Raw genomic sequence first — 24,382 nt, 5'->3', positions numbered from 1 at the left:
GGTAGTACTACGTCGTGTAGAGAGTCCGGGCGGCCTGCCTCGCTTACGCGGAGAGTTGGGCCGCGGACCGGGGTATGACCTGGCGTAACAGGAAGGAGCCACCTCGATGGCGCACGGGGGGAGCTCTGGCTTCGCACCGCAGGTGCTACGGCTCTACGCCTTCCTCGGTGACGGGTACCGCGGGGCTTTGATCGGCCCGAGGGGAGACATCGCGTGGCTGTGCGTGCCGGGGTGGGATTCCGACGCGGTCTTCACCAGCCTCCTCGGCGGAGAGGGCACGTACGCGGTCACTCCCTCCGACACGCGGTTCGTGTGGGGAGGGCACTACGACAGCGGGTCGCTGATCTGGAACAGCCGCTGGGTGACCTCGGCAGGCGTCGTCGAATGCCGTGAGGCCTTGGCGTTCCCCGGCGATCCGGACTGTGCTGTGCTACTGCGGCGCGTACGGGCTGTGGAAGGCCCGGCGGAGGTCGTGGTGATCCTCGACCCGCGGGCGGACTTCGGCAGGCGGAACCTGTGCGGGGCGCATCGTGAATCAGGGGTCTGGAGCGGGCGCACCGGTGACCTCCACATGCGCTGGACGGGCGCCGGACACGCCCGTCGGGGGGCACATGGCGAGCTGCGCGCCACCCTGCGCGTGCCCCCGGGAGGACACCACGACCTCGTACTGGAACTGGGCCGCCGGCCGTTCGAGACGGCTCCCCCCAACCCGGCGGACGCGTGGCGCGCCACGGAACGATCGTGGTCCGGCGAAACGCCCCACCTGTACGGATGCCTCGCCCATCGCGACGCCGCGCACGCCCACGCAGTGCTGCGCGGCCTCACCACGCCAGGTGGCGGCATGGTCGCGGCGGCCACCACTTCGCTGCCGGAGCGGGCCGAGGCGGGCCGTAACTACGATTACCGCTACGCCTGGATCCGTGACCAGTGTTTCGCCGGTCACGCCGCCGCAGTCGCCGGCAGCGAGGTCCTCATGGACGCCGCGGTCGCGTTCATCACCGCACGGCTGCTGGCCGATGGGCCCCATCTGGCACCTGCCTACACCACCAGGGGCGGCCAGGTCCCGCAAGAGCGTGAACTGGCGTTCCTGCCCGGCTACCCCGGGGCCCCGCCCAAGATGGGCAATTGGGTGACCGGGCAGTCGCAACTGGACGCCTTCGGCGAGACATTGGTGTTTCTCGCCGCCGCCGCGCGCCGGGACCGGCTGGACGTCGACCACTGGCGCGCCGTGGAGATCGCTGCCGAGGCCATCGCCGAGCGGTGGCGGGAACCGGACTCGGGAATCTGGGAGCTGCCGGCGCGCCAGTGGGTGCACTCCAAGCTGACCTGCGTCGCCGGGCTGAAGGCGGCCGCCTCCGTGGCGCCCGCGGCGCAGGCGGGTCGTTGGAGCGCTCTGGGCGACACCATCCTCGCCCATACCGCAAGCCACGGACTCCACGCTTCGGGGCGTTGGCAGCGCGGCTTCGAGGATCCGCGGGTGGACGCGGCGCTGCTCATCCCCGCGGTGCGGGGTGCCCTGCCGGCAGGCGATCCGCGCACCGTCGCCACCCGCGCGGCCGTACACGCCGAGCTTGAGTCCGATGGTTACCTCTATCGCTTCCACCAGGACCGGCGACCGCTGGGCGACGCCGAAGGGGCCTTCGTGCTCTGCGGCCTGGTCGCCGCGCTCGCCGCCGGGCAGAGCGGAGACCACGTGGGGGCGGTGCGCCTGTTCGAGCGTAACCGGGCCGCCTGCGGTTCGCCGGGCCTGTACGCAGAGGAGTACGACGTCGGTCAGCGGCAGTTGCGGGGCAATCTGCCCCAGGCATTCGTCCACGCGCTGGTGCTGGAAGCGGCCGTCACCCTGTCGGCGTCAGAATGAGAAGGCGTGGTTCGACCTGTCTTGGTGCTGTCGCGCAACCCGTTCAGGCTCCAGCCGAGGGCGATGGCCGCGTCGGCCAGGGCGACGCGCCGCCACCGGTCGTCGACCGTCCCGAGTGCCAGAGCGGTGGCCGCGTGCACCAGGTCGATCACGGCGCCGCCGACCAGCAGAGACCTGCTGGGGCGAAGGCCTGACATGGCCGCCTGGCCCAGCTGCCGGGCTCCCAGGAGGCGGGCGACGATCTCCACGGTGCGATCACGTCTGCCTCCGAGCGCACAGATCACCCGCGCGGGCACGGTGAGCAACACCAGCCCCCACGCCGCGCGCCCGGCCTCGATCGCCCGCACCGCCCGGATTCCCTCATGAGGAAGATCAGCAGACGGCTCGACCCCCGTCATCCTGGTCGTCTTGAGCCGGTGGGCCAAGGCAAGTGCGCCCAGGCCCGTCGCGAAGGTCGCCGTCACCGCGGTGAGCAGCCCGTGGTGCTGGGAGGCCCAGAGCTGGACGCTGCGGGACTTGGCCCTGTCGTCGAAGGAACCGTGAGCTCCCTGGTCGGTACCCGGCTCGGTGTCGGCCGGCCGCCACAGGTTGGGAGGGTCCCGATGCGTCACATGCTTGGTCTGTTGAGAGCGGTATCCCATCCAGGCCAGATACCGGTCGAGTACGCCGGGCGCCACCGCGTTGGCGAGGAGCGTAGCCGCCGTCGAGCCGCCCACCCAGTACTCACGCCGCCGCGGGTGGTCCGCCGCGTAGACGACCGCGTCGGCGGGGATCTCGGGCTGATAGATCGGGGGAACAGGCTGAGGATGGCCGGGCAGGCGCGACAGCACCCAGTCGAACTGCGGGGTGTTGACCGCCGGCATCTGCACCATGGTGACCCGCACCTTGCTCTTGTCGTGCAGTAGTTCGCACCGCACGGACTCGTTGAACCCCTGGATGGCGTGCTTGGCCCCGCAATAGGCGCTCTGCAGGGGGATCCCCCGGTACGCCAGGGCCGAGCCGACCTGCACCACCACGCCATGGTCGCGAGGGATCATCCTGTCCAGCGCGGCGCGGGTACCGTTCACGAAACCGAGGTAGGTCACTTCGGTCGCACGGCGGAACTCGTCCGGTGTGATCTTCGTGAAGGGCGCGAAGACCGAGGCGAAGGCGACGTTCACCCACACGTCGATCGGGCCGAGCTCGCTTTCGACCTTGCCGGCCGCGGCGTCGACCTGCTCGTGATCGGCTGTGTCGACCTCGATGGCCAACGCCTCGCCACCCGCCTGACGTACATCGCGCGCCGCACCCTCAAGACCGTCAGCGCCGCGAGCCAGCAACGCCACGGCATCACCCATCCCAGCGAAGCGGCGTGCCGCGGCCCGGCCGATGCCCGCGCTGGCTCCGGTGATCACCACGACACGGCGTCCGTTTGCTGTCGTCATGACTCGACTTCCGTCCTGCCTGGGGCCGGGCACCGTGAGGACCTACGCGGCGGAACCGACCTGGTATCGGGCGTGGCGTGCGTATGTCCACGTGCGACCACTTGAGGCGTACCGCATGACAGCCGCGGTTCCTAGCCTGATAAATACGATGAAGGTCCCTTACCCGATCAAAACGACAAAACACCGTAAAAGCTGCAATATTATTATAAAGCGGGTTCCGCTCCCATGGGGTGCGAAAAGGGAGCCACTGTAAGGTGATGCGCTCCTGATGCCAGAAACTCGTAGAGCGTTTCTGATCGTTTTCGCGGAACGCCGAGAGGGTAAACCCATGCAACTGAGGTGCCGGCTGGGCGCCTCTTTCACCTGCGGGAAGACTCGTGGCTGCTCCTACCTCGCCACTCGTGTCGATCTTCGTCGAGGCGGGGACGGACGCGCGCCGGCCGACCGGGAGCCGGTGCGAGGCCCCGCTCCGGACGACCACGGCGTGAACGCGATCCTCGATGCGCTGGTCGGCGATCCTCAGCGTGCCCTGTATGCCGCCGTCAAGATACTGGCGTTGTTCCTCACCGCTGTGATGGCGTTCCGGCTCGGTGGCCGCCGCTCGCTGGCCGAGTTCTCACCCGTTGACTTCGTCACCGCCATCTCGGTAGGGGCGATCATCGGGCGTACCGCCACCGCCACCGACGCCTCGGCCATGACCGGGGCGGCGGCCCTGGTCACGTTGTTGTTCGTGCACCGTGTGGTCGTCTGTCTACGTCTTTTTCCCGGGGTCGCCCATCTCGTGGACCCAACGCCGCGGGTACTGGTCCATGACGGCGTGGTGCGGCGGCTGGAACTGCGCCGCTGCCGCATGACCGGGCGCGATCTGGACGGCGTGCTCCGCCGGCACGGCGTCACCGACCTCGCGAACGTCCACCTCGCGGTTTTCGAGCCCGGGGGCTCGATTTCCGTCATCACCCGGACAGGGCACCAGGCGGCTCGCCGTGAGCACAGCCCGACGGAGCCGAATGGTCCGGCCGTCGGGGAAGAGACGGATCCCGATCCTTGACAGCACAGCCGGACGTACAGTCGACCGCCTCATGCGTCCCGCCACAATCGGTACGGATGGCAGGCCGGTGAGCCCGTACCACATGACCTCGTCAATCCTCGGCAAGGACCGTACAAGGCCTGCGTAGGTCACCGTCGATCCCTGGTTTTGCCCGCTTGGCCGCCGGGAAGGGCGACGCGGGTAACAGGTTGACATGGGTGACAGGTTCCAGAGCATGCCAGGTGCGCACCGTCCAGCCGCACCAGAGCCCGCGCGCCCCCCTGCGACGGCGAAAGCGCCGGTGAGAATAGTAGGACACCGCTTCCGGCCGCCGCCGTGCTCCGCTCACGGATCCTGTGCCCGCATTTCGCGGACCGGAGGCACCGATGACGGAGATCGTAGGCGCGAGCGTTGCCAGAAGGCTGGTGGAGTGGGGAGTCGACACGATCTTCGGTCTTCCGGGCGACGGGATCAACGGCCTGATGGAGGGCTTTCGGCGGGAGCGGGCGAGGCTGCGGTTCGTGCTGGTCCACCATGAGGAGGCGGCGGCGTTCATGGCGACCGGGTACGCCAAGGCGACCGGGCGGCTCGGCGTGTGCGCGGCGACCTCGGGGCCGGGAGCGATCCACCTGCTCAACGGGCTGTACGACGCCAAGCTCGACCACGTCCCTGTGCTCGCGCTGACCGGCATGCAGGAGACCTCGGTGCTCGGAACGTACTACCAGCAGGAGGTCCATCTCGATCGGCTGTACCAGGATCTGGCCGCCTACAACCTGATGGTGACCAATCCCCAGCAGGTGCCCGGGGTGGTCGACCTCGCCGTGCGCGCGGCGCTGACGAAACGGACCGTCGCCCACCTGACCTTCCCCAACGACATCCAGGTGGCGCCCGCCGCCGAGGATCCGTACCGGCACGTCAGCCCGGGAACTCCACCGAGCAGCGTCCCGACCTACTCCAAGCCGCCCCTGCGCCCGGCGGAGGAGGACCTGGACAGAGCCGCCGAGGTGCTCGACCGGGGAGACAAGGTGGCCATGCTCGTGGGCGCCGGCGCGCGGCATGCCCGGCAGGAAGTGCTCGCCGTCGCCGACAGGCTCGGAAGCCCGATCGTGAAGACCCTCCCGGGCAAGGCCGTCGTTCCCGATGACCATCCCCTGACCACCGGTGGGCTGGGGCTGCTCGGCACCCGGCCGAGCGAGGAGCTCATGGAGGAGTGCGACACGCTGCTCATGGTCGGCACCTCGTTCCCCTACGGGAAGTACCTGCCGGAAGCCGGCCGTGTCCGGGTCGTGCAGATCGACAGCGACCCCAGTTTGATCGGCCTCCGGTTGCCCGTCGAGGCGCCCGTGGCGGCCGACGCGAAGCTCGCCCTCCAACGACTGCTCCCGCTCCTCAAAGCGAATCCGGATCGGTCGCTGCTGCGCCGGTACCAGCGCAAGACCGAAGCCTGGCGCGCGGACATGAAAGCGCTGGAGGACCCCTCGCGGCACCCGATCGCCCCGCAGTACCTCATCAGCTGCGTCGACCAGGCCGCCGCGGACGACGCCATCATGACCTGTGACTCCGGCACGATCGCCACCTGGGCGGCCCGGCACTGGATGATACGTGGCGACCGTGAGTTCTACCTGTCGGGCAACCTCGCCACCATGGCGCCCGGCCTGCCCTACGCGATCGGCGTCCAGCACGCCTATCCCGGCCGCCAGGTGATCGCGTTCGTCGGGGACGGCGGCTTCGCCATGCTTATGGCCGAGTTCCTCACCGCCGTGCGCTACGAGTTGCCCATCAAGGTCGTCGTCAACAACAACAACGCCTACGGGCAGATCCTGTGGGAGCAGATCGTGCTCGGTTTCCCCGAGTACTCCGTGCGTCACCACCCTCCCGAGGCCGATTTCTCCGCCTGGGCCAGGGCATGCGGCGCGTACGGGGCCAAGGTGACCGAGCCGGGGGAACTCCCCGAGGCCGTCCGTGGAGCGCTCGCCCACGACGGGCCCGCCCTGGTCGACTGCGACGTCAACCCCAACGAGCCGCCGATGCCAGGAAAGGTCAGCTACGACCAGGCCAAGGCGTTCACCGAGGCCTTCCTGCGAGGTCAGCCGCACAAGGCGACGATCTTGGCCACCGTCGTCCGCGACAAGATCAACGAGCTGCTGTCATGATGGCGATCCGCGATCTCGCGCACCCGGTCACCCGGGCTCGTGAGCCGGTCCGTGAGATCGATCTCACCCGCCTGGAGCGCGACCTGGCCGCCGCCGTCGACGGTGAGGTCCGTTTCGACGACGGGACGCGAGGCGCGTACTCCACCGACGCCTCCAACTACCGGCAGGTGCCGCTCGGTGTCGTGGTCCCCCGCACCGTGGAGGCGGGCGTCGCAGCGGTCGCCGTCTGTCGGCGCCACGACGTGCCGTTGCTCTCCCGAGGCGGCGGCACCAGCCTGGGCGGGCAGTGCACGAACACCGCCGTGGTGATCGACTGGACCAAGTACTGCGACCGGTTGCTGGAGGTCGACCCCGACGACCGGACCTGCCTCGTCGAGCCCGGCATCGTCCTGGACGTGCTCAACGAGCGGCTACGCGCCACCGGCCTGGAATACGGCCCACGGCCGGCCACGCACGACCACTGCACTCTGGGCGGCATGATCGGAAACAACTCCTGCGGGGCGACCGCCCAGCGCGCGGGCAAGGTCGTCGACAACGTCGTCGAGATGGAGGTGCTGCTCTACGACGGCACCCGGATGTGGGTGGGACGTACCACCGAGGAGGAGTACGCCGAGATCCAGCGGAGGGGCGGCCGCCGGGCCGAGATCTACGAGCAGCTCCGCGCGCTCCGTGACGCCTACCTGGAGCCCTTGCGCACCCGCTACCCAAAGATCCCGCGACGGGTCTCCGGGTACAACCTGGACAGCCTGCTCCCGGAGAAGGACTTCCACGTCGCGCAGGCGCTGGTCGGATCGGAAGGCACCCTGGTGGTGGTGCTGCGTGCCCGGCTCAAGCTGCTTCCGGTGGTCAAGGCCAGCACCGTGGTCTTCATCGCCTACCCCGACATCGCCGCCGCCGCTGACGCCGTCCCCTCGATCCTGCCGCATCGGCCGGTGGCTCTCGAAGCCTTCGACGACAAGCTGATCGGCTTCGAACGGAAGAAGCGTCTGAACCCGGAGGCGCTCCCCGAGCTACCCCCGGGCGGCGCGTGGCTGCTCGTGCAGATGGGCGGCGAGGACCGGGCCGGCACCGACAGGGCGGCCGAGGACATGCTGCGTGCCCTGGGCAAGGGACGTGGAGAGCACGGCGTGGGCTTCTTCGACGACCCCGAGCGCGAGCAGGAGATGTGGTCGATACGGGAGTCCGGGCTCGGCGCCACGGCCCGTGTGCCGGGACTTCCCGACACCTGGCCCGGATGGGAGGACTCCGCCGTCGCCCCCGACCGGCTGGGGGACTACCTGCGCGACCTGAAGAAGCTGTTCGAGGAGTACGGTTACCAGCAGGCCTCCCTGTATGGGCATTTCGGGCAAGGGTGCGTGCACACCCGCATCCCGTTCGACCTCCAGACCGCCGGTGGGATCAGCACGTTCCGGTCGTTCATGGAACGGGCCGCCGACCTGGTCGTCTCCTACGGGGGTTCGCTGTCAGGCGAGCACGGCGACGGGCAGGCCCGCGCCGAACTGCTGCCCAAGATGTTCGGCCCCGAACTGATCCGTGCCTTCGGGCAGTTCAAGGCCATCTTCGACCCGGGCAACCGCATGAATCCCGGCAAGGTGAGCGACCCCTACCCCCTCGACGGGTTCCTGCGGCTCGGCGCCGACTACAACCACGGCGATGTGACCACCCACTTCGGCTATCCGGACGACGACGGCAGCTTCGGCCGGGCGGTATCGCGCTGCGTCGGAGTCGGGCTCTGCCGCCGCCACGGTAGCGACGGCGGCGGAGTCATGTGCCCGTCCTACATGGTCACCCGCGAGGAGGAGCACTCCACCCGCGGCCGAGCCCGGCTGCTGTTCGAGATGCTCGACGGCACCTCACGCGGCGGCGCGGTGGGCGGCGGATGGCGCTCACCCGCGGTCCGTGACGCGCTGGACCTTTGCCTGGCCTGCAAGGGTTGCAAGTCCGACTGCCCGGTCAACGTGGACATGGCGACGTACAAGGCGGAGTTCCTCTCCCACCACTACCAGAGGCGGCTACGCCCACGCGCCCACTACTCGATGGGCTGGCTGCCGCTGTGGGCGGTGATCGCCTCGCACGCCCCTCGAACGGTGAACGTTCTGTCCCGCACCCCCGGGCTGGACCGGCTCGCCAAGAAGGCGGCGGGCGTCGACCCGCGGCGGGAGCTGCCGCTGTTCGCGTCGGAGACGTTCCAGGAGTGGTTCCGACGGCGCCGCCCCACGGGCGACGGCTCCCTCGGTGAGGTGGTGCTGTGGCCGGACACCTTCACCAACCACTTCCACACCGGAGTCGCCCAGGCCGCCGTCGAGGTCATCGAGGGTGCGGGATGGCGGGTACGGGTGCCACACCGATCGGTCTGCTGCGGGCTGACGTGGATCTCCACCGGTCAGCTCGGTATGGCCAAGAGGTCGCTGGGCCGCGTCGTCGAGGAGTTGCGGCCCCACATTCGAGCCGGCACCTGGATCGTCGGACTGGAACCCAGCTGCACCGCGGTGTTCCGGAGCGACGCGGTGGAGCTGCTCCCCGACGACATGGACGTCCGGCGGCTCAGCCGGCAGACGCTCACCCTCGCCGAGTTGCTCCACCAGCACACACCAGGCTGGCGACCCCCGCGGGTGCCCCGGGCCGCGCTGGTCCAGACCCACTGCCACCAGCACGCCATCCTTGGATACGACACCGACCGTGCGCTTCTTCGCGACGCCGGGGTGGATGCCGACGTGCTCGACTCCGGTTGCTGCGGGCTGGCGGGTAACTTCGGCTTCGAACAGGGTCACTACGAGGTCTCCGGCGCGTGCGCCGAGCGGGTGCTGCTGCCCGCCGTCCGCGACGCCGACGACACCACCGCCATCCTCGCCGACGGGTTCAGCTGCCGCACCCAGGTCGAGCAGAGCGACGCACGCGGCCGTACCGCCATGCACCTGGCGGAGCTGCTGCGCGCCGGGCTGCATGGTGACATGGGACGATCCCCGCTTCCCGAACGCGAGTACGCGCGCCGGCCGGCGACACCCTCGATGGCCGCCCGGATCGCGGCAGGGGCGGCCGTGTTCGGCCTGTGTGCCGCCGTGGTCGCCACGCTACGACGCAGGCGTGGACCGTCCAGATGAACGTGGCGTCGTACGAGACGACCACATGACGACGCTGCTGGCCGCACGCGCCTACGAGGTCCCCACCGACGAGCCGGAGGCCGACGGCACGCTGAGCTGGTCCAGCACCACGCTCGTCGTCGTACACGCCACCTGCGACGGCACCACAGGACTGGGATGGACCTATGGCCCCGCCGCCACGGCAGCCGTCGTGCGTGAGCTTCTCGCACCGGTCATACGGGACCGGGACCCCGACGACGTCCCCGGCGCCTGGCTCGCGATGCGGCGGCGGCTGCGCAACGCCGGGCGGCCCGGCATCGCCGGCATGGCCCTGTCGGCCGCGGACTGCGCCCTGTGGGACCTCAAGGCCCGCCGCCACGACCTCCCACTGGCCCGGCTGTTGGGAACCGCGCGAACCACCGTGCCCGTCTACGGCAGCGGCGGCTTCACCACCTACACCGCCGAGCGGCAGCACCGGCAGCTCGAACGGTGGACCCATGACGAGGGCATCCCACGGGTCAAGATCAAGATAGGGGAATCCTGGGGCCGGCGCATGGACCGGGATCTGGACAGGATGGCGGCGGCACGCCGGACGATCGGGGACGACGCGGAGCTGTTCGTCGACGCCAACGGCGCCTACACCCGCAAGCAGGCCATACGGCTCATGCGGCAGGCAGACGACCTGGACGTGCGCTGGTTCGAGGAGCCCGTCTCCTCCGACGATCTCCAGGGCCTGGGCATCGTCAGGGACGCCGTTCGCGCCGACGTGGCCGCGGGAGAGTACGGCTACGACCTCACCTACTTCGCCCGGATGGCGCCGTTCGTCGACTGCCAGCAGATCGACGTCACCCGATGCGGCGGGGTGACCGAGTTCATGAGGGCCTCCGCCGTGGCCGCCGCGAACGGCCTTGAGGTCTCCGGCCACTGCGCACCACACCAGCACCTCGCTGTGGCTGCGTCGGTCCCCAACCTTCGCCACCTGGAGTGGTTCCACGACCACGTACGGATCGAGACGATGCTGTTCCATGGAGTATCCACGGCCCGTGGTGGCGCGGCCCAGCCGAACCTGGACTCCCCAGGTAACGGCCTCGCCTTCGACGACACCGCCGCGGAGCGCTTTCGCGTGGACTGACCCCGCCGATGCCGTCTTGACGTCAGAGGTAGCGAAGCCACAGGTAGGGCGTCACCAGCGCCACCGTGACGAAGGTGACGATCAGCCCGTACCTGGTGAACTCCCAGAAGCTGATCGGGGTGCGGTTGCGGGCGGCGATGCCGATGACGACGACGTTGGCCGCCGCGCCCACGGCGGTGGCATTGCCTCCCAGGTCGGCGCCGAAGCCCAGCGCCCACCACAGCACCTGCGCGTGCCCGTTGCCGCCGTTGGCCTGGACGAGGTCGGCGACGATGGGGCTCATCGTGGCCACGTAGGGGATGTTGTCCACGATCCCCGAAAGGCCGGCGGAGGCCCACAGCAGCACCATCGTGGTCACGCCGAGCTGTCCTTGCGTCGCCTCCACGGCCAGTCGCGAGACCTGGCCGATCACCCCGGTCTCCACCAGGGCGCCGACCATGACGAACAGGCCCATGAAGAACACCAGCGTCGGCCACTCCACTTCGGCGATCGCCTGTTCGGTGGTGACCGTGGTGGCCGCCACCAGGATTCCGGCGCCCAGGATGGCCACCACCGACGGCTCGTAGTGCAGCACCGGGTGCAGCACGAAGGCGGCCATCACCAGGGCCAGCACGATCAGGCTCTGCCACAGCAGGCGCCGGTCGGCGATCGCCTCGCGCTCGTCGAGCTGGAGGATCTCCGCGGCGCGGTCGGGGTCGTAGCGGAACGCCTTGCGGAACATCAGCCCGCACAGGCCGATGAACACCACCATCACGATGAGGATCATGGGCGCCATGTGGACGAGGAAGTCGTTGAAGGTCAGCCCACCGCGGCTGGCGATGATGATGTTGGGCGGATCGCCGACCAGGGTGGCGGTGCCACCGATGTTGGACGCCATCGCCTCCGCGATGAGGAACGGCACGACCGGCACCGCGAGCCGTTCGCACACCAGGAATGTGACAGGCGCGATCAGCAGCACAGTGGTGACGTTGTCCAGCAACGCCGAGGCCAGCGCGGTGATGACGACCAGCAGGACCATCAGCCGGTACGGTTTGCCGCGTGCCCGTTTCGCGGCCCAGATGGCCAGGTACTCGAAGACACCCGTCTGCTTCAGTACGCCGACGATCACCATCATGCCCAGCAGCAGGAAGATGACGTTCCAGTCGACCCCGGTCTCCCGCGAGAAGAACGCGGCATCGGCGCCACTGGCGTGGATCAGAAGCATGATCGCGGCACCGCCCAGCGCGGCGGCGACCCGGTGGATCCTCTCGCTGGCGATCAGCGCGTAGGCGCCGAGGAAGACCGCTACCGAGATCCAGGCGAGCGTCGTCATGAGCCGAGCACCCGATCCATGAGCGCCTGCAGGGTGACCGCGCCCAGCAGCCTTCCCTTGTCCACCACCGCCACCAGCGGGCTACGGGTGCGCGCCATCAGCGCGGCGATCTCCAGCACGGTGGCGTCGGGGTCGGTGACGGGGAGCTCCCGTGCGTCGACGGGCAGGGCTTCGGCCACGGTTCGCCCGGCCAGCGAGGTGAGGAAGGCGTCGGCGTGTTTCTCGTCCACCACGCGGGCCAGCGCCGGATCGTCCTGGCAGTAGCCGGGCACCGCCATTCGCAGCACCTGGGTGCCCGGCAGGATGCTGACCGGCAGCCCGTCGTCATCGACCACGATCAGCCCTGGCAGGTCCTGGTCGGCCAGCAGCCTGGCGGCTTCGATCACCGGTGTGCCAAGGGTGACGGAGGGGAAGGCGCTGATCAGATCACGAGCGCGCACGGCAGTCCTTTCAAGATCGACAAAGCGACTGCCGACCAGACTTCCCGGCGCACCTGGACGAAACCTATCAACGACCGTGAAAGATCGGCACAGCGCAGCCAGGTCGAGCAGGAGAGATCTACGCTGTGACTGACAGGTGGATTCCACGCGCGCACGTCGATCTCATCGTCAGACCGGAGGGCCGGACGACCGGAGGCGTCAGCCGGACGGCCGTTCGTCCGGGGCGAGGGACGACCAGGGGAGGGTGATCTCGCCGAGGCGCCAGCGGCGTCTGCCGCCGAGCGGGGGAGTGGTGGCGACCGGCCAGGTGCCGGCCAGTCGTTCCACGGCGGCCATCCAGCGCGGCCGTACACCATAGGCGCCGTACGGCGCGGCCAGGGCCCAGGCGTGGTCGAAGTCCCGGAGGAAGGCGTGGACGCGCTCGCCGGGCACGTTGCGGTGGATGAGAGTCTTGGGCAACCGCTCGGCGAGGTCCGAGGGGCGCTCGAACCCGGCGAGCCGGGCGGACAGGGTGACGGTGCGCGGCCCGCGCCTGTCCAGGGCCACCCACGCGGCCCGGTGGCCGATCTCCGAGCAGGTGCCCTCGACGACCACCCCGTTCTCCGCGACGCCGGATCGCAGCAGGTCCCACGCCTCCCACGCCTGCGCCTCGCCGTACTGCCTGAGCACGTTGAACGCGCGGACGATCAGCGGCCGCCTGCCCACAGGCAGCTCGAAGCCGCCGCGCACGAACGACAGCCCCGGCCTCTCGTACGGCTTCGCCGCCGCGACGCGGACCGGATCGATCTCGATGCCGACCACCTCCACATCGGGGCGGACCCGGCGCAGCCGTACGAAGAGCTCGGACGTGGTGACATGCGAGGCCCCGTACCCGAGGTCGGCCACCAGTGGCCTGTCGGCGGAGACCAGCAGAGGGCCGTACACCGCGGCCGTCCACCGGTCGGAGCGGCGCAGGCGGTTGTGCCCCGTCGTCCCCCGGGTGATCTCGCCGACCGGCCTTCCCATCTTCATGAGGAGGAGATCCGGTGGACCTCGTACCGCTGGATCTTCATGGTCAGGAGATCCGGTGGACCTTGTGCTGCGCGGCCTGGGCGCGCGGGCGGATGACGAGCCGGTCGACGTTCACGTGCGCGGGCCGGGTGACGCACCAGGCGATCGCGTCGGCGACGTCGTCGGCGGTCAGCGGGTTCGGGACGCCCTCGTACACCTTCTCCGCGCGCTCGGCGTCGCCGCGGAAGCGGGTGAGCGAGAACTCCTCGGTGTAGACCATGCCGGGAGCCACCTCGATGATCCGCACGGGCTCCCCGCACAGCTCAAGACGGAGGGTCTCGGTCATGGAGGTCTGGGCGTGCTTGGCCGCGCAGTAGCCTCCGCCGCCCTCGTAGGAGACCAGACCGGCGACCGACGTCAGCATCAGCAGGACGCCGTCCCCGGAGTCGATCAGCTTGGGCAGCAGCGCCCGTGTCATCCGCAGCGAGCCGAGCACGTTGACCTCGTACATGCGCTGCCAGTCGTCCACCAGCCCCTCGGCCACGCTCTCAAGGCCGAACGCCCCGCCCGCGTTGTTGATCAGCACGTCACAGCGGTCGAGCGAGGCGGCCAGCTCGGCGACCGACTCGTCGGAGGTCACATCGAGCGTGACGGGCCGGATCGCGGGGACCTCGGCGGCCAGTTTGTCGAGCCGGTCACGACGCCTGGCCGCGGCCACGACCTCGAAGCCCTCCGCCGCGAGCCGCCGAGCCGTCGCCTCGCCGATGCCGCTGCTCGCGCCCGTCACCACCGCTGTCTTGGTCATGTCTCGTCCTTAAGGTCGCCTCTGGTGCTTCGGTGCCCTGGCGCTCCTGGCCACGCTCGTGGGCCGCCCGGTCGTCATCCTCCCAGCGCGACTGGGTAGGGATTGCGCCGGGCCACACGACCACTGTCGGGAATCTCAGGAAGTATCCGACAGTTATAACCCCTCTGGAGGTGGTGTCAGGTGCCGCGAGTGCCTGTCGCACGCCGGATCAACCGGGTGGCGACTATCAGCATGCACACATCCCCGCTGGACCAGCCGGGTACCGGCGACGCGGGCGGCATGAACGTCTATATCGTCGAGGTGGCCAAGCGCCTCGCCGGGCTCGGCGTGGAGGTGGAGATCTTCACCAGGCAGACCGCTCGCGACCTCCCGCAGGCCGTCGAGATCGAGCCGGGCGTGACCGTACGGCACGTCACCGCCGGGCCGTACGAGGAGCTCGACAAGGGCGACCTGCCGGGCCAGCTCTGCGCGTTCCTGTCCGGCGTGCTGCGCACCGAGGCGATGTACGAGCCGGGGCACTACGACGTGATCCACTCGCACTACTGGCTGTCCGGCCAGGTCGGATGGCTGGCCAAGGAGCGCTGGGGCGTGCCGCTGGTGCACACCATGCACACCATGGCCAAGGTCAAGAACCTCCTGCTGGCCCACGGCGACAAGCCCGAGCCGGTGGCGCGCGTGCTGGGCGAGGAACAGGTCGTCGAGGTCGCCGACCGTCTCGTGGCCAACACCGCCGCCGAGGCGCAGGAGCTGATCGATCTCTACAGAGCCCCCTCCGAACGCGTGGCGGTGGTGAATCCCGGGGTCAACCTCCAGGTGTTCCAGCCGGCGTCCAAGGGCGCGGCGCGGCACAGGCTCGGCCTGCCGCAGGACGCCCACATCATGCTGTTCGTCGGACGCATCCAGCCGCTCAAGGCCCCGGACGTCCTGCTCAGGGCGGCGGCCCGCATGGTCGCCCACGACCCCTCGCTGCGGTCCAGGCTGATCCTCGCCTGCGTGGGGGGCCCCAGCGGCAACGGGCTCGCCCGCCCGTCCTACCTCACCGACCTCGCGGCCGCACTCGGCATCTCCGAGCTTCTGCGGCTCGCGCCACCCGCCCCGCAGAACGAGCTGGCCGACTGGTACCGGGCGGCCGACGTCACGGTCGTCCCGTCCCACAACGAGTCCTTCGGCCTTGTGGCACTGGAGTCACAGGCGTGTGGCACCCCTGTCGCGGCGGCCTCGGTGGGCGGGCTCCGCACGGCCGTGAAGGACGGCGTCTCGGGCCTGCTCGTCGACGGGCACGAGCCGCACGTGTGGGCGAAGGCGCTGCGCCAGTTCGTCGACCACCCGACCTGGCGGGACTCGATGGCGGAGGGGGCGCGGGACCACGCCGCGGCCTTCGGCTGGTCGGCCACGGCCGCGCGCCTCATGGAGGTCTACGCCGGCGCCATGACCCGGCTCCACCGGGTGCCGATGGCGGTCAACCTCTAGCCGGCTCCACCTTGTGGTGCCATCACACTGATACACAGGGTTTAGCCGGATCGGAACGCGGGAGTGTGCACTGGTATGGATCACGAGGCGGTTGTCGAGTCCGCGCTCAAGGCGGCGGAGATCACCTATGAGCGCCCGCGTCCGGGTTCGTTCCTGGTGAAGCTGCCTGGTGGGCACAAGCTGGCCACCATGACCTGGCTGACCATCTCCGACCAGGCGCTGCACGTCGAGGCGTTCTTCTGCCGTCAGCCCGACGAGAACCACGTGGCGTTCTACCGCTGGCTGCTGTCCAAGAACGGCTCGATGTACGGGGTTCACTTCGCGCTCGACTCGGTCGGCGACGTCCACCTGGTCGGGCACCTGCCCCTGGCGGCGGTCTCGGACGAGGAGATCGACCGGCTGCTCGGCTGCGTGCTGACCTACGCGGACGAATGGTTCGACCGGGCCCTGGAGCTGGGATTCGCCTCGTCCATCCGGCGCGAGTGGGACTGGCGGGTCAAGCGGGGAGAGTCGCTCGCCAACCTGCGCGCGTTCGAAGGCATCGTCGAACGCAACAGGCCGACGGCTGAAACACAGCAGCCGAGGGCTGAGAGCTGACGCAGGACGCCGAAGGCTGGGTGACCGCGCCGGGCCCGCCCTTAAGCTTGGCGCATGGCTACTTTGGTGCTATTGCGGCATGGCGAGAGTGAGTGGAACGCGAAGGGCCTGTTCACCGGGTGGGTCGACGTCACGCTCTCGGCCACGGGTGAGGAAGAGGCGCGGCGCGGCGGCAGACTGCTGGTCGACGCGGGGGTGCGGCCCGATGTGGTGCACACCTCGGTCCTGAGCCGGGCGATCCAGACCGCGAACCTCGCGCTCGGCGCGGCCGATCTGCTGTGGCTGCCGGTCACGAGGTCCTGGAGACTCAACGAGCGCCACTACGGCGCCCTCCAGGGGAAGAACAAGGCCCAGACCCGCGAGGAGTTCGGCGACGAGCAGTTCGCCCTGTGGCGGCGCTCGTACGACACCCCGCCCCCGCCCCTCGCCGACGACGACGAGTTCTCGCAGGTGGGGGACGCGCGGTATGGCACGCTGCCGTCCGAGCTGATGCCCCGCACCGAGTGCCTCAAGGACGTCGTCCACCGCATGCTGCCCTACTGGTACGACAGCATCGTCCCCGACCTCGCGGCGGGACGCACCACGCTGGTGGTGGCCCACGGCAACTCCCTGCGCGCACTGGTCAAGCACCTCGACGGCATCGGCGACGAGGAGATCGCCAAGCTGAACATCCCGACCGGCATCCCACTCCGGTACGAGCTGGACGCCGACTTCCGGCCCCTCAAGCCCGGCGGCGAGTACCTCGACCCCGAGGCCGCCAAGGCCGCCATCGAGGCCGTGGCGAACCAGGGCAAGTAGCCACCCCCACATAGACGGAGGAGGCCCCGGACCGCTGAGGTCCGGGGCTCTCTCATGCGCCTGGGCGCCTTGGTGGTCAGGACGTGGCGTGCCCGGTCAGGAGGCGGTGCCGCTCTCGCGGCTGCCGGTGACGAGGTAGACCACGTCACGGGCGACGCGGACGGCGTGGTCGGCGTACCGCTCGTAGTAGCGGCCGGTGAGGGTGATGTCGATCGCCGGCTCGATGCCGTACGCCCAGTCCTTCGACAGCAGCACGCGGAACAGCCTGCGGTGGAGCCTGTCCATCGCGTCGTCGTCGTCGTCCAGCTCCTTGGCCAGCTCGACGTCGTGCGTGGCGATGCAGCTGCCGGTCTTGGTGATCAGGCGCTCGGCGATCTGACCCATCTCCAGGATCGTGTCGCGCACCTCCGGCGGGATCGCCGAGTCGGGGTGGCGCATCCGCGCGATCTTCGCCACGTGCTCGGCGAGGTCGCCCATGCGCTCCAGGTCGCCGCCCATACGGAGGGCGGTGATGGCGACGCGCAGGTCCACGGCGACGGGCTGCTGCGTGGCCAGCAGCTCGAAAATGGAGGTCTCGATCTCCGCGTAGAGCCGGTTGACCTCCTCGTCCTGGGAGATCACACTCTCGGCGAGCTGGAGGTCGGCGTCCAGCAGTGCGGTGGTGGCCCTCGATATGGCCGAGCGGACCAGGCTGGTCATCTCCACCAGCCGATCGGTGAGAGCGTTGAGTTCTTCGTGGAAGGCGTCGCGCATGCGGCTCACGCTACGCGCGCGTTCGTGAACGAACTTCGTCCAATAGATGAACTCTCCAGGAAAGGGGCCTCTGTGAGGTCCTGGCCAGCGAAGAAGGCCGCCTACCATCGAAAGCGTGAGTGAGATCCTGACGAGCCTGGCCGCTCTGGCGGGGTTTGTCGTCGGGGCTATCGCGATGGTGGCGGTGCGCCCGAAGGACAAACGTCGCACCGAGATCGTGGAGAACTCCGACACCGTCTTGCCCCAGGGGGTGGCGTCGGTGCTGGCCGTGCTGCCATCCTCCGCCGTCGTCCTCGGCCGCGACGACAAGGTGCTGCGGGCCAGCTCGGCCGCCCGTGCCTTCGGACTGGTCAAGGGCGATCATCTTATGGCCGCCGAGCTCCTCGCCCTCGCCCGCCAGGTCCGCAGGGACGGTGAGATCCGCGAGAGCGAGTTCGAGGTGGCGGGCCACAAGTTCGGCCTTGAGACCACCACGTTCGCCGTCCGGGTCGCGCCTCTCGGCACCCACGGCCAGGTGCTGGTCCTCGCCGAGGACCAGACCGAGCGCCGCCGCGTCGAGGCCGTACGCCGTGACTTCGTCGCCAACGTCAGCCACGAGCTGAAGACGCCGGTCGGGGCACTGAGCCTGCTGGCAGAGACCATCCAGGACGCGGCGGAGGACCCCGTGGCGGTCACCCGGTTCGCCGGCCGCATGCAGCACGAGGCGGCTCGCCTGACCTACCTCGTCCAAGACCTGATCACGCTGTCCCGCATCCAGGGCGGCGAGCCCATCCCCACGCCCGGCTGCGTGCCGGTCGACGAGGTGCTCCACGAGGCCATCGACCGGTGCAACACCAAGGCCTCCGCCAAGGACATAGCCCTGGTCGCGGGCGGCACCGAGGGCCTGCGCGTGTGGGGCGACGACGAGCTCCTCGTGACCGCGCTGCGCAACCTGATCGACAACGCCGTCGCCTACAGCCCTGAGAGCACCCGCGTCGTGGTGAGCGCGAGGCCCGCCGGCGAGGTCGTCGAGGTGAGCGTCAGCGATCAGGGCATCGGCATCCCCGAGAGCTCCCAGGAACGCATCTTCGAACGGTTCTTCCGCGTCGACGCCGCCCGGTCGCGGGCCACCGGCGGCACGGGTCTCGGCCTCGCCATCGTCAAGCACGTCGCCGTCGCGCACGGCGGCGAGGTGACGGTCTGGAGCAAGGAAGGCTCGGGCTCCACCTTCACCCTTCGTCTGCCGGCCTTCGGCGGCACGGCGATAGCCGTACCAAGCACATCGAACTCTCTGGAGGCCGCGAAGTGACCCGCGTGCTCGTCGTCGAGGACGAGGAGTCGTTCTCAGACGCCCTGTCCTACATGCTTCGCAAAGAGGGGTTCGAGGTCGCGGTCGCGGCCACCGGCCCCGAAGCGCTCGACACCTTCGACCGAAGCGGCGCCGACCTGGTGCTTCTCGACCTGATGCTCCCCGGCCTCCCGGGTACGGAGGTCTGCCGCTCGCTGCGGCAGCGCTCCAAGGTTCCCGTGATCATGCTCACCGCCAAGGACAGCGAGATCGACAAGGTGGTCGGCCTGGAGCTCGGGGCCGACGACTACGTCACCAAGCCGTTCTCCTCGCGTGAGCTGGTCGCACGCATCCGCGCGGTGCTGCGCAGGCATGGCGACGCCGAGGAGATCGAGCAGGCCGTCCTCGCCGCGGGCCCCGTCCGCATGGACGTCGACCGCCACATCGTCGCCGTACGGGGCCGGCAGGTGCAGCTCCCGCTCAAGGAGTTCGAGCTGCTTGAGGTGCTGCTCCGCAACGCGGGCAGGGTGCTGACGCGTGGCCAGCTGATCGACCGCGTGTGGGGGGCCGACTACGTCGGCGACACCAAGACCCTGGACGTCCACGTCAAGCGTCTGCGGGCGAAGGTCGAGGCCGACCCGTCCAACCCGCGCTGCATCCTCACCGTGCGGGGCCTCGGCTACAAGTTCGACCCCGCCGAGGGGTGACCCCGGTCGTGCCGTGGATCGGTCCCTCCCGGGGCTGAGCCGCAGCGAGAAAGGCCCGGTTGATGTACGGACGTACATCAACCGGGCCTTTCTCGCTTGTATGGGCTCCTAGGCACTTCTGGGGGCTTTTGGCCGTCTACGGGCCTTTCGCCGTTTGAGTGCCTTTAGGCGCCTCTTGCCTTGGGTGCCTCAACCGTTCGCCGACGGAGTCGCGCTCGGGGCGGGCGTGCCCGGGGAGGTCTCCGGAGCCGGGGTGGCGGACGGGACCGCGCTGGGGGCGGGCGACAGGCTGCTGAACTCGCGGCTGCGCGTGATCACGGGGATCGTCATGTTGATGTCGCCGGCGTTGGCGAACTTCAGGGTCACGGAGATGCTCTCGCCGCCGAGGAGCGGCTTCTGGGTGCCCTCCAGGATGACCGTGGAGGTGGGCCTGCCGGTGTTGACCAGCTTGCCGGGGGGCAGTGCGATCGCCCCTGCCGTCTTGACCGAGGCGGCGCTCTGGTCGGCCACCGCCACCCCCTCGAGGGAGTCGGCAGTGGTGCCGTAGTTCACCATGGACAGGTAGAGCGGGATGGAGCCTCCCGCCGCGATCTTGGCACCCGAGTCCGGGCCGAGGAGGAACGCCTGAGGGATCTTGATGCCGTTCCTGCCGTAGGTCTTCGCGGTGTCGTTGCCGTCAATCAGCACGTGGGCCTCAGTCGGGGCGTACGCATTGCTGGTGTTCGCATCGGCTCCCGCGCCACACGCCGCCAGCGCCGGGGCGGCTGCGAGCAGCGCGGTGACGGCGATCACCCTGCGACGGCTGGTGCTGGTCACAGTTCGAGGTCTCCTTGATACACATGGGCATGGCCAGAAGCAACCTTATCCGTGCGCCGCACCCCTCTCCGAGGCGGGCGGGTGCGAGCGCGAACGCGGCCAGCATCGCAGGTCACCGGGTATGTCAGGACTTAGGATTCATACAGTCGGGCGGTTGTCAAGTCCCAAATCGAGGCTTTGACCTGCAGTTATGTTGATTTCACTGTTCCGGGAGGGGACTGGCGCGTGGTATCCTGGAGTACAGCGGAAGGGGTACTTGTCACATGACTTTCCAGGTCGGCGACACTGTCGTCTACCCCCACCACGGGGCTGCTCGGATCGAAGCCATCACGACCCGCACGATAAAGGGCGAAGACAGAACCTATCTGGTGCTGAAGGTCGACAAGGGCGACCTTACCGTTCAGGTGCCGGCGGAGAACGCCGAGCTCGTCGGCGTGCGTGACGTTGTAGGCCAGGAAGGCCTAGAGCGTGTCTTCGATGTCTTGCGCATGCCACACACCGAAGAGCCCACCAACTGGTCCCGCCGCTACAAGGCCAACCTCGAGAAGCTGGCGTCCGGCGACGTCAACAAGGTGGCCGAAGTGGTGCGCGACCTTTGGCGGCGCGACAAGGAGCGGGGCTTGTCCGCGGGCGAGAAGCGCATGCTCGCGAAGGCCAGGCAGATACTGGTCAGTGAGCTCGCGCTCGCGGAGAAGACCAACGAGGACAAGGCCGAGGCCCTTCTCGACGAGGTTCTCAACTCCTGAACACGAAACATCCAAGGGTGGGCGTCGGAGTCGACGTCCACCCTTTCGCATCCGGCCGTGACCTTCACCTCGCCGGCCTTCACTGGCCCGGCGAGACGGGGCTCGCGGGTCATTCCGACGGCGACGCCGCCGCCCACGCGTGCTGTGACGCCCTGCTCTCGGCCGCGGGGCTCGGCGACCTCGGAGGGCTCTTCGGCACCGCCGACCCGCGATGGGCGGGCGCGTCGGGCGTGACCCTTCTTGAGGAGGCCGCACGTCATGTGCGCGCGGCCGGCTTCGAGATCGGCAACATCGCCGTGCAGGTCATCGGCAACCGCCCCGAGCTGTCGCCCCGCCGCGCCGAGGCCGAGAGGGCGCTGAGCGCGGTCGTCGGCGCGCCGGTCAGCGTCAGCGCCACCACGACCGACGGGCTCGGGCTCACCGGGCGCGGAGAGGGCGTCGCGGCCATCGCGAACGCGATCGTCTTCGAAGGTTCTCCGGAATCATCGCCAACCGTCGGGCCCGCCGGCACGTCCTAAGAGCGGGATCCCGAACGGCGGGCGGGTCGAACTGCTCGCGAATCAGAGGGCGGTGCCCCGGCAACCGGCGCGGTGCACGGGACGCCGTCCTCTTTTTACCCTGCTGAGCAGGGATTTTTTACTTTCTAGGATTAGAGCCCCGAATCCGGGTAGCCACCTTTTCAGCGTGAAGGTGCAACCCTCAAGGGGAGGCTCAATATGTCCATTCAAACCATCCTCGGCGCGATCGTCATCGGTGCCATCATCGGCGCCCTCGGACGGCTCATCCTTCCGGGTCGGCAGCCCATCGGGTGGATCCTCACCATCGTCGTCGGTATCGTCGCCGCCCTGATCGGTACCGCGCTCGCCCAGGTGCTGGGCGTCGCGACCACCAACGGCATCGACTGGATCGAGCTCGTCATGCAGGTGGTTCTGGCCGTCGTCGGTGTCGGCATCGTGGCCGGTCTCCGCGGCCGCACCAGGGTCTGACCCTCGGCGGAGTCCACCACACGGTGACCTTCGCCGACGTTCGAACCGCCGGATGTGATCTCTCGGCCGTCAGGCCCTGAAACACGGCGGTCACCCGCACGGTGCCCGACTCCGCCGGCACCTTCAAAGATCCGCCCGATCCCCCGATCGGGCGGATCTTCGGCGTTCCCGCTCTACTCCTCGGGGGGTAGCGGGGTGCTGCGCATCCGGACGGACGGCGGTGCCGCGGGCGCTTCCCCGTACGGCTGCCGCCGCGCCCGCGGGGCCTCCTCCTCGTCGGCGCAGCCGGCGTCGTGGGCCGGGTCGGGACCGGCGCCGGCCTCCTGCCGCGCCTCAGAGGGCATCGGAGCGGCGTCCTCACGCAGATGGGGGTAGGGCTGGGTGTTCGCCGCCGGCGAGTCCTCAGCGCCGTCTGAGACCTCCGTGGCCGGCCGCTCAGCCGGTTCGTCGGTGATCTGCGGGTACGGCTGCGTGTCGCCTGGCTCGCGATCACGCGTCGGCTTGGGGAGCGGATGGACCAGCACGTCGCCGGTGGAGGGACGTACGAGGTCTCCCCAGCGGAGCGGCATGTCGGGGTCTCGCTCCGGTCGCGGGGACGGTCTGGTCCGCGCCCGGGGCTTCGGCACCAGCCGCTGCTCCGGCTCCGGCTCGGGAACCGCGTGCTCCTGCTCCGGCGCGCCGTGTCCCTGGTCCGGTACCCCGTGCTCCTGCTGCGCGGCGTGTGCGTGCTCTTGGGCGGCGTGGTCCTCTTCCGGACTCATAGGGCCCGGTTCCCCACTTATAGGGCCTGGTTCCGGACTCATAGGGCCCGGCTGGGGCACGGTCGCTTCGGGATCGGGGACGCCGCCCGCGTCAGGGGAGACACCGCTTCCTTCTCGCGAGGAACCCGTCTCTTTGTGGGAGGCGCCGGTCTCATGGGGGCTCGTAGCCTGCCTGGGGGCCGGAACCGCGCGCGTGGGCACGCGCTGGGGCTCGGGCTCGCCCGCCTCACCGTCCCTGTCCTGGCGCGGCAGAGGCGGCAGCTCGTCCACGGGAGGGGTCTCCGGAGCGGGCGTCGGCGGCACCACCGGAGCGATCTCGGGCTCGGGCGTGTACAGCGCCTCCAGATGCGGCGCGAAGTCCCGCTCCAGGGCGGGGGCGTGGCCCGTCATGAGCGGAGGAGCCAGGTCGGGGTCACGTTCCTCGTGCCCGAAGGGGACGATGTCCGTCCGTACCGCACGCTCATGGACGTCCGTGGCTTCGTGCTCGGGGATGTCGGCCGCCTCGTGCTCCGTGACGCCGGCCGCCGAAGGGCGGGACTGGCCGCTCCTCGCCGGGAGCAGGAACAGCCACAGCCCGAGGACCAGCATCACCCAGGGGACCACGGCGACGGCCACAGTGGCCTGCCGGACGCCGACGGTGACGCCCGTGGCGATCACGACGTTGGCCGCGGCGGCCGCCACGATCAGCAGGGTGAGGACCAGAGCGGCCTGCAGCTTCAGGAGCAGCCGGGCGGGACGCAGCAGGAGCACGCTGATCAGCGCGATCGCGAGCAGCGCGTCGAAGCCGGCCGGGTAGAGATAGGACAGGTCTGAACGTGCCCCTCCTGTCACGGCGAGGGCCCGCAGCGCGTCGAAGGAGAGCACACAGGCGGCACCGGCCAGCGCGGCGACCGCGAGGCCCGCGACGGCGGTCCCCACGCGGCGCAGCACCAAGGCCGTTCCGGTCGGCTGGGCGGGAACGGGCGGAGGCGCGGTCCGGCGGGAGGACTGGCCTGCCGCCAAGGGGGGAGTGACGTCCATGGCGCTTCGAGCCTACAGAATCGGCGCTGCCGTAACCGGCGCGGACCGCGACGCCACGCGGCAGCAGATCAGAATGAAACCCAACCCGACCCCTTCGCGTAGGCCCGTCACGGCAAGGCGACTGACGAGCGAGGGGTCTGGTGGCGGAGTGAACAATGAGGCCCTGGTGACCGAAGTGCCTTCGGTCATCCCCTCGGGGATCCGGATTTTCGTAAGAGCCGGCGCGTTCCGCGAATC

The 24,382-nt window shown here is 69.6% G+C and carries 21 protein-coding genes; 13 read left to right on the top strand and 8 right to left on the bottom strand.

Going from position 1 to position 24,382, the window contains the following annotated elements; all coding sequences use genetic code 11:
- Positions 1-106: 106 nt before the first annotated feature.
- Positions 107-1,861, top strand: a complete 1,755-nt coding sequence (locus ACGFIV_RS24005; protein WP_358545804.1) for a glycoside hydrolase family 15 protein — start codon at positions 107-109, stop codon at positions 1,859-1,861.
- Here ACGFIV_RS24005 and ACGFIV_RS24000 read toward each other — a convergent pair.
- Positions 1,774-3,285 (bottom strand): SDR family oxidoreductase, encoded by a 1,512-nt coding sequence (locus tag ACGFIV_RS24000; RefSeq protein WP_392837749.1) that lies wholly within the window; start codon positions 3,283-3,285, stop codon positions 1,774-1,776. The genes ACGFIV_RS24005 and ACGFIV_RS24000 overlap by 88 nt on opposite strands.
- Positions 3,286-3,769: 484 nt before the next feature.
- Between ACGFIV_RS24000 and ACGFIV_RS23995 the strand changes: the two genes are divergently transcribed.
- The 4 genes from ACGFIV_RS23995 to ACGFIV_RS23980 all read left to right on the top strand — a co-directional run bounded on the left by ACGFIV_RS23995 (position 3,770) and on the right by ACGFIV_RS23980 (position 10,677).
- Positions 3,770-4,333 carry a DUF421 domain-containing protein gene (locus ACGFIV_RS23995; RefSeq protein ID WP_392837747.1) on the top strand — a complete coding sequence of 188 codons (564 nt, stop codon included), beginning with the start codon at positions 3,770-3,772 and terminating at the stop codon, positions 4,331-4,333.
- A 365-nt stretch (positions 4,334-4,698) separates the two neighbouring features.
- Positions 4,699-6,465 carry a thiamine pyrophosphate-dependent enzyme gene (locus ACGFIV_RS23990; RefSeq protein WP_358545811.1) on the top strand — a complete coding sequence of 589 codons (1,767 nt, stop codon included), beginning with the start codon at positions 4,699-4,701 and terminating at the stop codon, positions 6,463-6,465.
- A complete protein-coding gene (locus ACGFIV_RS23985) occupies positions 6,462-9,566 on the top strand; it encodes an FAD-binding and (Fe-S)-binding domain-containing protein (protein WP_358545813.1) in 3,105 nt (1,034 codons plus the stop codon). The genes ACGFIV_RS23990 and ACGFIV_RS23985 overlap by 4 nt, the downstream gene beginning before the upstream one ends.
- A complete protein-coding gene (locus ACGFIV_RS23980; protein WP_358545816.1) occupies positions 9,550-10,677 on the top strand; it encodes an enolase C-terminal domain-like protein in 1,128 nt (375 codons plus the stop codon). The genes ACGFIV_RS23985 and ACGFIV_RS23980 overlap by 17 nt, the downstream gene beginning before the upstream one ends.
- A gap of 22 nt (positions 10,678-10,699) precedes the next feature.
- On the opposite strand, the gene ACGFIV_RS23975 is transcribed toward ACGFIV_RS23980, so the two are convergent.
- The 4 genes from ACGFIV_RS23975 to ACGFIV_RS23960 form a co-directional block, all read right to left on the bottom strand.
- Positions 10,700-11,989, bottom strand: coding sequence for an ArsB/NhaD family transporter (locus ACGFIV_RS23975; RefSeq protein ID WP_358545819.1), 1,290 nt, complete (start codon positions 11,987-11,989; stop codon positions 10,700-10,702).
- Entirely contained in the window at positions 11,986-12,429 is a 444-nt protein-coding gene (locus tag ACGFIV_RS23970; RefSeq protein WP_358545822.1) for a CBS domain-containing protein, read from the bottom strand. The genes ACGFIV_RS23975 and ACGFIV_RS23970 overlap by 4 nt, the downstream gene beginning before the upstream one ends.
- 198 nt (positions 12,430-12,627) lie before the next feature.
- Entirely contained in the window at positions 12,628-13,440 is an 813-nt protein-coding gene (locus ACGFIV_RS23965; RefSeq protein ID WP_392837743.1) for a class I SAM-dependent methyltransferase, read from the bottom strand.
- 43 nt (positions 13,441-13,483) lie between these two features.
- Positions 13,484-14,224: an SDR family NAD(P)-dependent oxidoreductase gene (locus tag ACGFIV_RS23960; protein WP_392837741.1), complete on the bottom strand. Its 741-nt coding sequence runs from the start codon at positions 14,222-14,224 to the stop codon at positions 13,484-13,486.
- A gap of 231 nt (positions 14,225-14,455) precedes the next feature.
- On the opposite strand from ACGFIV_RS23960, the gene mshA reads away from it, so the two are divergent.
- The 3 genes from mshA to ACGFIV_RS23945 all read left to right on the top strand — a co-directional run bounded on the left by mshA (position 14,456) and on the right by ACGFIV_RS23945 (position 17,089).
- The gene (gene mshA, locus ACGFIV_RS23955) at positions 14,456-15,694 is read left to right on the top strand and encodes a D-inositol-3-phosphate glycosyltransferase (RefSeq protein ID WP_392837803.1); all 1,239 of its coding nucleotides are present in this window, start codon (positions 14,456-14,458) and stop codon (positions 15,692-15,694) included.
- 75 nt (positions 15,695-15,769) lie between these two features.
- On the top strand, positions 15,770-16,291 hold the full coding sequence (locus ACGFIV_RS23950; RefSeq protein ID WP_358545829.1) for a YbjN domain-containing protein: 522 nt from the start codon (positions 15,770-15,772) through the stop codon (positions 16,289-16,291).
- 54 nt (positions 16,292-16,345) lie between these two features.
- Positions 16,346-17,089, top strand: a complete 744-nt coding sequence (locus tag ACGFIV_RS23945) for a phosphoglyceromutase (RefSeq protein ID WP_358545832.1) — start codon at positions 16,346-16,348, stop codon at positions 17,087-17,089.
- A gap of 96 nt (positions 17,090-17,185) precedes the next feature.
- Here the strand turns inward: ACGFIV_RS23945 and phoU are convergent, their stop codons facing one another.
- Entirely contained in the window at positions 17,186-17,842 is a 657-nt protein-coding gene (phoU, locus tag ACGFIV_RS23940) for a phosphate signaling complex protein PhoU (RefSeq protein ID WP_392837738.1), read from the bottom strand.
- A 175-nt stretch (positions 17,843-18,017) separates the two neighbouring features.
- Here phoU and ACGFIV_RS23935 point away from each other — a divergent pair, with 175 nt between their 5' ends.
- Entirely contained in the window at positions 18,018-19,130 is a 1,113-nt protein-coding gene (locus ACGFIV_RS23935; RefSeq protein ID WP_358546039.1) for an ATP-binding protein, read from the top strand.
- Positions 19,127-19,816: a response regulator transcription factor gene (locus tag ACGFIV_RS23930; protein ID WP_358545837.1), complete on the top strand. Its 690-nt coding sequence runs from the start codon at positions 19,127-19,129 to the stop codon at positions 19,814-19,816. The genes ACGFIV_RS23935 and ACGFIV_RS23930 overlap by 4 nt, the downstream gene beginning before the upstream one ends.
- A gap of 189 nt (positions 19,817-20,005) precedes the next feature.
- Here the strand turns inward: ACGFIV_RS23930 and ACGFIV_RS23925 are convergent, their stop codons facing one another.
- Positions 20,006-20,632 carry a copper chaperone PCu(A)C gene (locus ACGFIV_RS23925; RefSeq protein ID WP_358545840.1) on the bottom strand — a complete coding sequence of 209 codons (627 nt, stop codon included), beginning with the start codon at positions 20,630-20,632 and terminating at the stop codon, positions 20,006-20,008.
- A 263-nt stretch (positions 20,633-20,895) separates the two neighbouring features.
- Between ACGFIV_RS23925 and ACGFIV_RS23920 the strand changes: the two genes are divergently transcribed.
- The 3 genes from ACGFIV_RS23920 to ACGFIV_RS23910 all read left to right on the top strand — a co-directional run bounded on the left by ACGFIV_RS23920 (position 20,896) and on the right by ACGFIV_RS23910 (position 22,364).
- On the top strand, positions 20,896-21,378 hold the full coding sequence (locus ACGFIV_RS23920; RefSeq protein ID WP_114028347.1) for a CarD family transcriptional regulator: 483 nt from the start codon (positions 20,896-20,898) through the stop codon (positions 21,376-21,378).
- A 17-nt stretch (positions 21,379-21,395) separates the two neighbouring features.
- Complete coding sequence (gene ispF, locus ACGFIV_RS23915) at positions 21,396-21,896, top strand: 2-C-methyl-D-erythritol 2,4-cyclodiphosphate synthase (protein ID WP_358545843.1); 501 nt, start codon at positions 21,396-21,398, stop codon at positions 21,894-21,896.
- A 198-nt stretch (positions 21,897-22,094) separates the two neighbouring features.
- Positions 22,095-22,364, top strand: a complete 270-nt coding sequence (locus ACGFIV_RS23910) for a GlsB/YeaQ/YmgE family stress response membrane protein (protein WP_358545845.1) — start codon at positions 22,095-22,097, stop codon at positions 22,362-22,364.
- A 173-nt stretch (positions 22,365-22,537) separates the two neighbouring features.
- Here ACGFIV_RS23910 and ACGFIV_RS23905 read toward each other — a convergent pair whose 3' ends face one another.
- A complete protein-coding gene (locus ACGFIV_RS23905) occupies positions 22,538-24,145 on the bottom strand; it encodes a DUF2637 domain-containing protein (RefSeq protein WP_358545848.1) in 1,608 nt (535 codons plus the stop codon).
- Positions 24,146-24,382: the final 237 nt, after the last annotated feature.

Origin of the sequence: Sphaerisporangium sp. NPDC049003, from assembly GCF_043197795.1 — a bacterium.
Taxonomy (GTDB): Bacteria; Actinomycetota; Actinomycetes; order Streptosporangiales; family Streptosporangiaceae; genus Sphaerisporangium.
Note: the sequence above shows the minus strand (reverse complement) of the source record. Positions and strands in the feature narration are given on the sequence as shown.